Origin of the sequence: Streptococcus sp. SGI.013 (assembly GCF_050315295.1) — a bacterium.
Lineage (GTDB): Bacteria > Bacillota > Bacilli > Lactobacillales > Streptococcaceae > Streptococcus > Streptococcus porcorum.
Genome location: NZ_JBNPOS010000003.1, coordinates 47,576 through 59,483, shown reverse-complemented (window position 1 = coordinate 59,483; position 11,908 = coordinate 47,576). Strand labels below are relative to the sequence as shown.

At 39.6% G+C, this 11,908-nt stretch carries 12 protein-coding genes; 2 read left to right on the top strand and 10 right to left on the bottom strand.

Annotation, left to right across the window (positions count from 1 at the left end):
• Position 1: 1 nt before the first annotated feature.
• A complete protein-coding gene (locus ACQRDX_RS01355) occupies positions 2-703 on the bottom strand; it encodes an ABC transporter ATP-binding protein (RefSeq protein WP_427894853.1) in 702 nt (233 codons plus the stop codon).
• Positions 704-822: 119 nt separating this feature from the next.
• Between ACQRDX_RS01355 and ACQRDX_RS01350 the strand changes: the two genes are divergently transcribed.
• The gene (locus ACQRDX_RS01350; protein WP_354367535.1) at positions 823-1,365 is read left to right on the top strand and encodes a TetR/AcrR family transcriptional regulator; all 543 of its coding nucleotides are present in this window, start codon (positions 823-825) and stop codon (positions 1,363-1,365) included.
• Between the two features lie 415 nt (positions 1,366-1,780).
• On the opposite strand, the gene ACQRDX_RS01345 is transcribed toward ACQRDX_RS01350, so the two are convergent.
• The 5 genes from ACQRDX_RS01345 to ACQRDX_RS01325 form a co-directional block, all read right to left on the bottom strand.
• Entirely contained in the window at positions 1,781-2,644 is an 864-nt protein-coding gene (locus ACQRDX_RS01345) for a DUF6287 domain-containing protein (RefSeq protein ID WP_427894850.1), read from the bottom strand.
• A 133-nt stretch (positions 2,645-2,777) separates the two neighbouring features.
• Positions 2,778-4,634, bottom strand: coding sequence for a proline--tRNA ligase (locus ACQRDX_RS01340; protein WP_427894848.1), 1,857 nt, complete (start codon positions 4,632-4,634; stop codon positions 2,778-2,780).
• Positions 4,635-4,662: 28 nt separating this feature from the next.
• On the bottom strand, positions 4,663-5,922 hold the full coding sequence (gene rseP, locus ACQRDX_RS01335) for an RIP metalloprotease RseP (protein WP_427894846.1): 1,260 nt from the start codon (positions 5,920-5,922) through the stop codon (positions 4,663-4,665).
• A gap of 11 nt (positions 5,923-5,933) precedes the next feature.
• The gene (locus ACQRDX_RS01330; protein WP_354367527.1) at positions 5,934-6,728 is read right to left on the bottom strand and encodes a phosphatidate cytidylyltransferase; all 795 of its coding nucleotides are present in this window, start codon (positions 6,726-6,728) and stop codon (positions 5,934-5,936) included.
• A 13-nt stretch (positions 6,729-6,741) separates the two neighbouring features.
• Complete coding sequence (locus tag ACQRDX_RS01325; RefSeq protein ID WP_427894844.1) at positions 6,742-7,491, bottom strand: isoprenyl transferase; 750 nt, start codon at positions 7,489-7,491, stop codon at positions 6,742-6,744.
• 131 nt (positions 7,492-7,622) lie between these two features.
• Between ACQRDX_RS01325 and ACQRDX_RS01320 the strand changes: the two genes are divergently transcribed.
• Positions 7,623-8,510, top strand: a complete 888-nt coding sequence (locus ACQRDX_RS01320) for a hypothetical protein (RefSeq protein ID WP_427894842.1) — start codon at positions 7,623-7,625, stop codon at positions 8,508-8,510.
• Positions 8,511-8,524: 14 nt separating this feature from the next.
• Here the strand turns inward: ACQRDX_RS01320 and yajC are convergent, their stop codons facing one another.
• From yajC to galT, 4 genes are all read right to left on the bottom strand, one after another.
• Complete coding sequence (yajC, locus tag ACQRDX_RS01315; RefSeq protein ID WP_354367524.1) at positions 8,525-8,848, bottom strand: preprotein translocase subunit YajC; 324 nt, start codon at positions 8,846-8,848, stop codon at positions 8,525-8,527.
• A 79-nt stretch (positions 8,849-8,927) separates the two neighbouring features.
• Positions 8,928-9,272: a thioredoxin domain-containing protein gene (locus ACQRDX_RS01310; RefSeq protein WP_427894840.1), complete on the bottom strand. Its 345-nt coding sequence runs from the start codon at positions 9,270-9,272 to the stop codon at positions 8,928-8,930.
• A gap of 132 nt (positions 9,273-9,404) precedes the next feature.
• Positions 9,405-10,406, bottom strand: coding sequence for a UDP-glucose 4-epimerase GalE (galE, locus tag ACQRDX_RS01305; RefSeq protein ID WP_354367520.1), 1,002 nt, complete (start codon positions 10,404-10,406; stop codon positions 9,405-9,407).
• A gap of 14 nt (positions 10,407-10,420) precedes the next feature.
• Positions 10,421-11,899, bottom strand: coding sequence for a UDP-glucose--hexose-1-phosphate uridylyltransferase (gene galT, locus ACQRDX_RS01300; RefSeq protein ID WP_427894838.1), 1,479 nt, complete (start codon positions 11,897-11,899; stop codon positions 10,421-10,423).
• Positions 11,900-11,908 lie beyond the last annotated feature (9 nt).

Below are 11,908 nucleotides of genomic sequence, written 5' to 3'. Positions count from 1 at the left end.
CTTAATACTCTAAGTCTTCAATCTTTTGAGGATTAGGATTGATATCAATACTTTGCACACGCGCATCATGCATCCGAATGACACGATCTGCAATCGGTGCTAAAGCTCCATTATGGGTAACAATAATAACGGTTGACCCTTTAACACGTGCCATGTCTTGTAAGATTTTTAACACTTGTTTACCTGTCTTATAATCTAAGGCACCCGTCGGCTCATCACACAAAAGGATTTTAGGATTTTTAGCAACTGCTCGTGCAATCGCTACCCTTTGTTGCTCCCCACCAGATAATTGCGCTGGAAAGTTATTAATCCTCTGACCCAGACCAACATCTTCTAAAGTTGCTGTTGCATCCCGTGCGTCTTTGACAATCTCAGATGCCAACTCAACATTTTCCTTAGCTGTCAGATTAGATACCAAGTTATAAAATTGAAACACAAAGCCCACATCTTCTCGGCGATAGGTTGTTAACTGCTTGGCATTATAATTAGAAATATCTACCCCATCAATGATGACATTTCCCTCATCGTTTGTGTCCATTCCACCTAAAATATTGAGAACCGTTGACTTACCAGCTCCTGAAGAACCCAAGATAATCACTAGCTCTCCTTTTTCTATGTCAAAATTAATATCGTTATTGGCAATGATTTCTGTCTCACCCATCTGATAACGTTTACAAGAATGTTTTACTTCAATGTAAGCCATGATAATCTCCTTTGTTTTATATCAACAACATGTTGATTTAATTACTGAAATAGTATATAATGACGAGAAAGAAAAAGCAACCATCACTTTTGAACAAAGTGTTGATTTAAGAGGTTCCTATGCAAAAAAGACAAACACAAACTAAAACCATCATCAAAGACAGCCTAGCTAGCTTATTGTTAGAAGAAAAATTTGAAGATATCTCTGTCAGTAAACTCACCAGAAAATCTGGCATCAACCGAGGTACCTTTTACCTTCACTACATTGATAAATATGACATGATGGATCAGCTCAAAGCAGAGACACTGGCTCAACTGACTCAGATATTAGAAGATACAAACCTTAATCCCAAAGCAACCATAAAAGCAGCGCTAGATTACCTCAAAAATGACTTTACCTTTATCTTCGCCATTTCAAAAAGTAGTTTTACAGACTTCTCTCAGACCATCACCATCTTTTTAAAAAATATGATCGAAAACTCCCCAATGGTCGTTTCAGACTTAGCCAATAGCTACCATATCCCAGAGAAATATGCTCTTGAAATGTTAGTGGCTAGCATTGAGAGTATTATCACCCTCTGGATAGCTGACGGTGCTATAGAAAGCACCGAAGAAATGACTGAGATTATTTTTAATGTCTCATATTTTGACAAATGGCGTTGATGGCGCTTTCATCACTTTTATTGTAACACAGTTGCAAGATTTCCAATCAAAAAATCCTCTTTAACAGAAAGAACAGACAAAAGACTAGAGGCTGGGCAAAAAGTCCAGCCTCTCTTCTCAGAGTTCGTGTCAACATCTCAGCGCAGTGGTTGATTGGCTTTAACAGTCTGGGAGACTGTTAAAGGTAGGAGATAAGATTTGCAAAGCAAATCTCAGCAGTTCGTGTTTCACACTCCAAATCTGACCATTACGACTGTTGCGAACAAAGTTCGCTTCATCTCCAACCTCAAACTGTCTCCCAGACAGTTTGAGCTGTGCGGGGGTGAGAGCGAAACAACTAGAAATAAAGACTTGTTGACAAACTCTTTTTGACCAGTCGAGTTCTTTCCTACTCCCCAGCCTTTTTACATCACTATTACTGCTCTTTCTCACGATAAAAAACAGCTTGGTTGGCAACCGTGACAATCCTATCACGACTAGCATCTGAAGAGGAGTAAGCTATTCCTCTTGGGATAAAATAGAGGGCTTCTATATTCAATCCATTTTCAGCTATCACAAAACCTGTCGCTCTTCCTTTGACAGCATCGTTAACCGCAAAAGACTCTGGAATAAGGACATGGTCCCCAAGGAAGATCTGGTTTCCTATTAGGTCTGAAAGATGATCTGTAGCCGATTGATGATCAATTGTAAGAAGACCAGCTGCACTAAATTCTAACTGATGCCCATCTTTAGACTCCCACTGTCCTTTGATAGATGAAAAATCGCCTTTTACCAAATCATCTACTGACATGCTCACCAAATCAGAAACATCAAAAGCTGTCCAATGCCCTTGTCTTGTGTCATCATTAGATAAGTGAATCAGATCAGCAGGTAATTTTTTCAAACCGTAAAAGGCAACGGTATAAGCAGCTAATACTTCGATCTCATCTGAACCATCATGAAAGGCAATAATCAACTCATCAATACCATCCCCTTCTAAATCCATATATTGATAAGAAGGATTTCGACTAGGAGATTGTAGCACTTTCAGATTCACATCACCTGTTGTGGCTTTTAAAGGCAGACCTGTGGCGTATTCCTCAATAGCAGATTGATAATTGTTCAACACCACTTGATAGAGTGATTTATAATCTACCGCGCTGGCATAATACTTTTTTAGAAAAGGAAAAAGAACTAAAGAGAAAAGCATAATAACCACTAAAAGTAATATGACCTTTAATCGAGCCATCAAACAAGCTTTTAGACTCTCCCTGTTATCCCAAGACACTCCCGTAAACATACCCTCTCCCAAGTTCAATGGATTTTTACCATTATACCTTATTTCAAATGAGTTTCCAAAAGTTTTTTAATAAAAAAAGTGAGAACAACCGTTAACATACGATTTGTTCTCACTTTTTAAAATCCATTAGCGACTAGGCTTTAGCCGTCAAAATTTCTAATGTTTCAATTAAGTTTTCAGCATTAACCTCAATGGTATCACCAGTCGCTTTAATCTTGACTTCAACAATACCTTCGGATGCTTTTTTCCCGATAGTAACACGAATTGGAAGACCAATCAAATCACTATCTGAGAATTTAGAGCCAACACGTTCGTTGCGGTCATCTGTCAACACCTCATATTTAGCAGCCATCAGGTCTTTTTCAATACGAGCGGTCAATTCTTGAGCAGCCTCATCTTTGACATTAACAGTAATCAAGTGAACATCAAACGGTGCCAATTCTTCAGGGAAATTAATTCCCCAAGCATAACGGAAATCACCTTTTGGTGTTTTATTAACAAAGATACGAGCGTGTTGCTCTAAGACCGCTGACAAGATACGGCTAACACCGATACCATAACATCCCATAACCATAGGAGTTGCCTTGCCATTTTCATCAAGGATCGTAGCCCCCATACTATCTGAGTAACGTGTCCCTAGTTTGAAGATATGACCAACTTCGATACCACGCGCAAACTTCAAGACACCTTGACCATCTGGTGAAAGTTCTCCTTCACGAACTTCACGAATATCGACATATTCTGCTGTAAAGTCACGTCCTGGGTTAACTCCTGTCAAATGGAAGCCATCTTCGTTAGCTCCTGTTACAGCATTGCGACTATCCTGTACCTTACGGTCAGCGATAATTTTAACTGTATCTGGTAAGTTAACAGGACCAAGTGAGCCAAAGCTTGCCCCAAAGATAGTTTGTGCTTCTGCTTCTGTTGCTGGCTCTAAGAAATCTGCTCCAAGGTAGTTTTTCAACTTCACATCATTGACTTGGTCATTGCCCACTAAAAGTGCAACAACTGGTTGACCATCTGCCATAAAGAGAAGAGTTTTGATGGTTTGTGTTTCCTCAACTTCCAAGAAAGCTGCAACATCATCAATAGACTTACAATCTGGTGTGGCAACTTTGACAACTTCTTCTTCTGCCACAACCACTGTACTTGGCTTATAGAGATCTGTCGCCATCTCAAGATTGGCAGCATAGTTAGATTCGCTAGAGTAAGCAATGGTATCCTCACCAGCAACTAACCATGATGTTAGCTCTGCTTTAATCTCTTCTAAAACATCTGTCGGGATCTCATCAATAGAGCTAATCGCTTTATCAAGTACCAACCAGTGATCAAGGTCTGTACGATCAGCTGTAATCGCCATAAACTCTTGGCTATCTTTTCCGCCCATAGCACCACCATCACCGATGATTCCTTTAAACTCTAAGCCTGTGCGTGTAAAGATAGCTTCATAAGCCTTTCTATAGTCCTCATAGGTCACATCCAAACTGTCATAGTTAGGGTGGAAACTATAGGCATCTTTCATGATGAACTCACGTGTACGGAGCAGACCATAACGTGGACGTTTTTCATCGCGGTATTTTGGCTGAATTTGATAAAGGCTAAGGGGTAATTGCTTATAAGATTTCACCGCATCACGCACAAGAGCGGTAAAAGTCTCTTCGTGGGTTGGACCCAAGATAAAGTCAGACTTGTCTCGGTTTTTTAGTTTGTAAAGGTCTTCACCATAAGTTTCATAGCGCCCTGATTCGCGCCAAAGGTCAGCGGTTAAAAGAGCTGGTGCTAACATCTCGATAGCTCCAATTTTTTCAAACTCTTCTCGCATGATATTTTTTGCTTTTTCAATCACTCGATTAGCAAGTGGAAGATAAGCATAAATACCTGCTGAAATCTGGCGAACATAGCCTGCACGCACCATCAAGGCATGGCTGATAACTTGAGCATCACTTGGCATTTCGCGAAGTGTTGGAATAAGCATTTGACTTTGTTTCATTGTTTTATTAAATCTCCATTTCACTTTTTTAGAAAAAGGCACGCACAATATCGTTCCATGTTACTGCAACCATCAACAAGACCATAAAAACAACTCCTGCCAAGGTAATATAGGTTTCGGTTTCTTGTTTAAGAGGTTTTTTACGAATGGCTTCTAAGATATTCATCACTAGCTTTCCACCATCAAGGGCTGGAATAGGAAAGAGGTTAAAAATTCCCAAGTTAATAGACAAAAGCCCCATCAAATTCAAAACAGCTATCAATCCTGACTGGGCTGCACTGCTTGTCATCTGATACATGGCAACTGGCCCACCTAATTTGTTAAGATCTGGTTGTAAAATTAAATTTTTAAAAGCATCAAGAATGAGGAAAGCACGATCCCAAGCTAGCGTTATCCCACCAACAATTTTCTCAAAAAATCCTGTTTTCAGACCTGGTGAGACACCTAAGAGATAGCGATCGCCTGATTTTTTAGGAGTAACTTCTATTTCCTTCTCCGTATTGTCAGACTTCACCGTTAAATGAAGCACCTGATCAGACTTCATATTTTTTGTCGTCTCATCTACAGCTGACACGAGATCTTCCCAGTTACTAATTTTAATCCCCTCGATGGCTAATATCTGGTCATTATTTTTAAGACCTGCTTGAGCAAGAGCACCATTTTCAACCACTTGGACATGGTTTGTGGTCACATCTTGAACCCCACCTTGAGCAAACATCAAAAGGATATAAACCAAAACCCCTAAAATGAAATTATTTAAAGGACCTGCAAAGTTAGTGATCATCCGTCCAAAAACACTAGCATTTTGATATTGAACATCTAAAGGAGCGATACGGACCTCTGTCCCATCCTCTTCAATAATAGTGGCATCATGATCAACCTGATAGGTCTTTGTTTCTTCTAAGACCAACCCTGTGATAGTCAGTTTATCCTCTAAATCATAAGAGATGACATTCATCGGAAGAGCAGTTGGATCAATTTGCTTTCCTGATAGGTTAATCCGCGTGACTAAGCCATCTGGATTAACCGTCAAGCTTGCGGGTGTTCCTGTCTTAATCTCCGTTTTGTCCTCACCCCATCCAGCCATACGGACATAACCACCTAAAGGCAAGATACGAACAGTATAAGCTGTGCCGTCTTTTCCAATATGGGCAAAGATTTTTGGTCCCATACCGACGGCAAATTCACGTACTAGAATCCCTGATTTTTTGGCAAAATAGAAGTGACCAAACTCATGGACGACTACAATAATACCAAAAACTAATATGAAAGTTAAAATCCCTAACATCAACTGCCTCCTTAAAATAAACCAAAGAAGTGCATAATCGGAAAGACAAAAATCATACTATCAAAACGATCTAAAATTCCACCATGACCTGGGATAAGATTTCCAGAATCCTTCACACCATAGTGACGTTTAATCGCACTTTCAACTAAATCACCAAATTGGGCAAATACTGAAAATAAGGCTACTAAAATTAACATCACAAAAAAGTTATGAGGGGCGTAAACACTCTTATCAACCAACATAAACACAAAAGAGACCAAAACAGCACTGACGATCCCACCAAGACTACCTTCAACTGTCTTGTTAGGAGATACCCTTGGCAATAATTTTCGACGGCCAATTTGTCGCCCAATCATATAAGCTCCTGTATCTGTCGCCCAGACGATGAATAGAGCCAACAGTACCTTATCTAGTCCTGAGATGCGAGCTAGGGCGAGATTATGAAATCCGATACCAACATAAAAGCTCGATGCAATCGCAAAAGTAGCATCATCAAAAGAATACTCTCTGCTATTTAAAACCGTTCCTGCCAAAATCAGAAAAACAACCAGGGCATAACTGATAAAACTACTGTCTGTAGGAAGGAAGGTCAGGTATTGATCCATCGGAATAGTCATCACAATCGCTGCCAACATGGCTAAAATTCCTTCAAATGAAAAGGGCTCTAACTGCTTCATCCTTAACATTTCAAATACACCAATAGCAGCTAAAGCTCCTAATAGTAATTGGAAAGACAGTCCACCAATAAAAACAAATGGCAGGAAAATAGCCAAAGCTATTCCTCCATAAATCACTCTTTGTTGCATGATATCTCCTTAATTAAACCCCACCAAAGCGACGATGGCGTTGATTGAAATCTGAAATAGCTTTTTCTAACTCCTCTGCGTTAAAATCTGGCCACAAAACATCTGTAAAGTAAAACTCACTATAAGCAGTTTGCCAAGGTAAAAAATTACTAAGGCGAAGCTCACCGCTAGTACGAATCACCAAGTCTGGATCACGATAAAGATAAGGCAAATGATTGGTCATCAAATAATTAGCCACCAAGTCCTCATCAATATCTCCAGGATTAAAACGCGCCTCTAAAACATCTTGTGCAATCAACTTAATCGCACTGGTGATCTCAGATCGACCACCATAATTCAAAGCAAAGTTTAACACTAAACCTGAGTTATGTTTGGTTTTCTCAATGGCACGCTCTAAAGCCGATAGAGTTTCTTTGGGTAAGCGATTAAGCTCACCAATCATTTGGACACGAACATTATTGCGATGGAGTTCTGGGACATATTTATCAAAAAATTCCACAGGAAGATTCATAATAAACTTGACCTCATCTTCTGGGCGAGACCAGTTTTCTGTCGAAAAGGCATAAACCGTTAGAACTTTAACACCTAACTCTGAAGCTTTAATGGTCACATTTTGAAGAGCATCCATACCTGCCTTATGCCCAAACACACGAGGCTGCATCCGCTTTTTAGCCCACCGACCATTGCCATCCATAATAATCCCAATATGATGTGGAATGTGTTCTAAATTGAGTATTTTCTTTTTTCTTTTAAAATTAAACATAATCGTGATATCCTAAAATTGTGCTATTGGTATTTTACCATAATTTAGGCGGTTTTGATAATTTTTCTAATGTGATCCCTGAGAAGACTTTCTCTCTTTCTTTTGATAAAATAAAACAAAAAGGAGATGTCATGACAACCTTTGGAATTATCGGATCAAGTCAAACCGCCTTACTACTTTGCCTTGAAATGCAAAAAATGGGGATTTGGGTTAATTGTTTAACACGGCACCAAAATTCTAGGATTTATCAGGTAGCCGATAGTCGTTATCAGGCACGTGATATTCAATCTATTATTAACTTTGCTATGGATAGTGATAAGGTTTTTATTGTGGATAGGGAGTTACAAGTGGGTATATTAAAAGAGTTGGAAAACCTTACTCAGTTTGTTCAAAATTTAGACCTCTACCATTACCTATCTCAAACCGATACGATTAACCTCAAACTCAATAGTATCTCAGATATTATCACCAAAGGAAATAAAATCCAAAAAGACTTACATATCTTATTTTTAGCAGATATTAAGAGTCAAATTTTAGCCATTAGTCAAAATAGCTACCAGCACCAAGAACTCAAAGAAAGTTTGGTGTCCCCTCCAATCAGCCATACCCTTTATCAAAAGTTGGAGACAAAATTAGCTCACCTAAGCAACCTACTCAACCTGCATGAAGTGATCAGTATTCGAGCGCTTATTTTTGAAGGCGAGGAGGTTATCTTCCAACAGATAACACAAGGTGTCCACCAAAGCTTTGAACCAAGTTACCTTGCTTGGCAAACTAACATTTATCATCTCATGATCAAGCAGGCACTCGATTATCCTATGGATCTCCATCTTAAAAAAGAAAAAAATTACTATGCGACTTGGCTGGATCACACTGAATTAAGCAAGCTCAAAAAACAAATTCCCTATTTCCCTGAATTTCAACTGTATGCTCCCTACCGAGCAACATCAGGCTACCTCGTTTTAAGCGAGCCTTATCTTAGTGATAAACTACAAAAACTCAAAAAACTCATGGACTAGCCATGAGTTTTTACTTATTCTTGAATGGCAGCATCATCTGCTTCAACTTCGCTAGTGACAGCACTTTCTGCAGTGTCACTCGTTTTTTTGACAACGCGTTTAATAGCTGACAATTCAAAGGTCAAATAAACACCTTCAACATCCAAGACAACCTTCTGCGCTTCTTGATCAATCTCATCAATCAAGGCATACATACCACCAATCGTCACTACCTCATCCCCTTTAACGAGGGCATTAAGTTGATTTTGACGCTCTGTTGCCTGTTTTTTTTGTTGGCGTGAGGTGAAATACATCATCCCTACCATCATGACTAAAATAATAATTAAGCTAAAGTTCATCTTATCCTCCAAAATACTAAAGTCATAAACTACTATAGCAAAATTACAGGCTTTGAGCAAGAAGAAGCTCGGTTTCTGATTAATTGATGAAGGCTGTAATAGCTTCCTCAGATAGTGAGGAATCGCAAACAACTTTAACCTGACCAGCTTTTGCAACTAAAAGCCCTGGAACAGTTTTCACACCATAGGCATCACGCAAGGCCTGTGTTTCCACTAAATCAGCTGGATTTTGACTATGTAAAAAATAAACCTTGACACCCTTTTCTTTGGCCACACGAGATAACTTAGGCGCAAAACGTTGACAATAAGGACAGGTTTCACGTCCAATAAAGACCACCACATCTTGCTGAGTCGCCAACAGGTCTTTGAGATCCTTGGCTAAAATCGGGGTAAAATCTTGAATCGCTTCTTGAAATGTAAACATCTGCTTTCTCCTTTTTTTATGATAAGTCTATCATATAGAAAATTCTATTAAAGCACAAAAATTTTTAACGAAAATCAAAAAAATTGTGACAAGGCATTAGCTGTCCTTATCACAATTGTCATATGATTATTCTTAGTCTCGGTCATCATAGCCATTTGGATGACTTGAATGCCATGCCCAAGCTGTCTCAATGATTTTCTCAATATCATCAAATTGTGGCTTCCAGCCCAAAACCTCACGTGCCTTAGCTGAGCTTGCAATCAAGGTATCTGGGTCTCCTGGACGACGATCAGCCAGTTCTGCTGGGATTTCTTTTCCAGTTACTCGACGTGCAGCCTCTAGGATTTCAAGGTTTGAAAAACCAGTCGATGATCCTAGGTTAAAGGCTGACGATGGATTTCCTTTACGGAGATAATCCACTGCCAATAGATGAGCATCTGCCAAGTCAAAAGGATGCACATAATCACGCACATTAGTACCATCTGGCGTCTGATAATCATCACCAAAAATCATGATCTTATCACGTTTGCCTTGCGCCACCTGTAAAATAATAGGCAATAAGTGAGTTTCAGGACCGTGATCTTCTCCGATAGAGCCATCTGGTTTTGCACCTGCCACATTAAAGTAACGCAAAGCAACAAAACTGATACCGTAAGCTTCATCTGACCACTTCATGATGGTTTCCATCATGAGCTTACTTTCCCCATAAGGATTGATGGGACGTTGTGGTGTTGTCTCCAAGATAGGAATTTCTTCTGGAATGCCGTAAGTTGCTGCTGTTGATGAAAAGACAATGTGCTTCACACCAAATTCATTCATCACTTCAAGCAATTTGACCATGCCCACTGTATTGTTATCAAAATATTTTAGGGGTTTTTCCATTGATTCAGCAACCAATAAATAAGCCGCAAAGTGAATGACTGCGTCAATATCTGGATTTTCTGTAAAGACTTTACGCATAAAATCTTGGTCAGCCAGGTCGCCTTGATAAAATGTCACATCAGGGTGAAGGGCTGCACGGTGGCCTGTGACCAAATTATCCACTACCACCACGTCTTCTTGACCTTGTTCAATCAAGCGGTCAACCATGTGAGAGCCAATATAACCTGCCCCACCTAAAATCAAAACTGCCATATCTTCTCCTTTTTCTATCTACGGAATATTGCACCCATCTGTTTGAGCAAACGGACAAAACCTGCCTGTCCCTCAGCATCCATCTTGTAAACACCTGCATCCTCTAAGACACGCAAGAAACGATAACCGATTTCTTGTTTGACAATAGCAGACACCGTAGCTACATCACAAGTTGGGTACTTCGCTTTTAAGCTATCTGCCCAATCCTTATGATAATCTTTAATAGCATTATACTCATCTAAGAGATATTTTTCAACCTCAAGCATCTCATCTTTTAGTCGTGGTGGCAAAATAGCCAAGCCCATCACTTCAATCAAGCCGATATTTTCTTTTTTAATGTGCTGAACATCCTGATGAGGATGAAACACACCATCTGGATAAGATTCACTGGTGTGATTGTCCCTTAAAACCAGATCAAGCTCATAAAGGTTTCCTTTTTTTCGTGCAATCGGGGTGATGGTGTGATGCGGCTGATCTCCTGTATAAGCTAAAATATCTAAAGACAAATCAGAATAATCTTTCCAAACTGCCATGACCTTTTCAGCTAAAGTACAAAGAGTCGTCTTATCAGAAGCTTGTAAACGGATCACAGACATAGGCCAGTTGAGAATACCTGCCCTAACCTCACTATAACCTTCAAAAGTAAACTCTTGTAGTAGCTCTGCTTTTTCCATCGGAAAAATATGACGACCTGCTTGATAGTGGTTGTGGCTTAGGATAGACCCTCCAACAATCGGTAAATCCGCATTGCTACCAACAAAATAGCCTGGGAAAATATCTACCAAGTCCAACAACTGAGAAAAAGTCTCTGGAGTAATCACCATTGGTCTATGTCTGGTATCTAATACAATACTATGCTCTGTAAAGTAGGCATAGGGAGAGTATTGAAAGCCCCATTCTTCGCCATTCAAGTCGAGACGAATCAAGCGATGGTTAGCTCTTGCAGGATGATCTATCCGACCTTGATAACCTTCATTTTCTACGCATAAGAGACAAGTTGGGTAGCTAGAGCTGGTCATGGTTTTTGCTTTTGCGATATCTTTGGGATCTTTTTCGGGTTTAGAAAGATTGATAGTGATTTCTAGATCCCCAAAATCTGTTGGAACTTTATAGGCAATATTTTTAGCAATAGCTTCTTGCTTAATGACATCATTGTCTTGACTCAATTGATAAAAATCTAGTATGGCTTGTTCTGGTGAACTTTGATAGGTAGACCAGAAGTTCTGGTTAACTTGGCTAGGAATTGGGGTAATGAAGTTCATCAACTCCGCCCCCAACATCTCTTTTTCTGCTCCACTATCTTCAATCTTACCATTTTGAATAGCCTGATCAACCAGTGCCTCTTTTAACTCCAATAAGCTCTTTTCTGAGGTTGATTCCAAGCTAGTTTCTCCTACTAGATGAAAGAGACGATTGACAAGATACACCCGATCCATCTCTTGATACTGGCTTCTTTTGATAATTTCTGTGACAAAGTCTTGCACTACCGTCATCTTCTCTTC

Bases quoted from the DNA above. Each gene is read 5' to 3' on its own strand.
- ACQRDX_RS01330 (WP_354367527.1), bottom strand. From the start codon at position 6,728: ATGCAACAAAGAGTGATTTATGGAGGAATAGCTTTGGCTATTTTCCTG.
- galT (WP_427894838.1), bottom strand. From the start codon at position 11,899: ATGACGGTAGTGCAAGACTTTGTCACAGAAATTATCAAAAGAAGCCAG.
- rseP (WP_427894846.1), bottom strand. From the start codon at position 5,922: ATGTTAGGGATTTTAACTTTCATATTAGTTTTTGGTATTATTGTAGTC.
- ACQRDX_RS01340 (WP_427894848.1), bottom strand. From the start codon at position 4,634: ATGAAACAAAGTCAAATGCTTATTCCAACACTTCGCGAAATGCCAAGT.
- ACQRDX_RS01350 (WP_354367535.1), top strand. From the start codon at position 823: ATGCAAAAAAGACAAACACAAACTAAAACCATCATCAAAGACAGCCTA.
- ACQRDX_RS01355 (WP_427894853.1), bottom strand. From the start codon at position 703: ATGGCTTACATTGAAGTAAAACATTCTTGTAAACGTTATCAGATGGGT.
- yajC (WP_354367524.1), bottom strand. From the start codon at position 8,848: ATGAACTTTAGCTTAATTATTATTTTAGTCATGATGGTAGGGATGATG.
- ACQRDX_RS01345 (WP_427894850.1), bottom strand. From the start codon at position 2,644: ATGTTTACGGGAGTGTCTTGGGATAACAGGGAGAGTCTAAAAGCTTGT.
- ACQRDX_RS01310 (WP_427894840.1), bottom strand. From the start codon at position 9,272: ATGTTTACATTTCAAGAAGCGATTCAAGATTTTACCCCGATTTTAGCC.
- galE (WP_354367520.1), bottom strand. From the start codon at position 10,406: ATGGCAGTTTTGATTTTAGGTGGGGCAGGTTATATTGGCTCTCACATG.
- ACQRDX_RS01320 (WP_427894842.1), top strand. From the start codon at position 7,623: ATGACAACCTTTGGAATTATCGGATCAAGTCAAACCGCCTTACTACTT.
- ACQRDX_RS01325 (WP_427894844.1), bottom strand. From the start codon at position 7,491: ATGTTTAATTTTAAAAGAAAAAAGAAAATACTCAATTTAGAACACATT.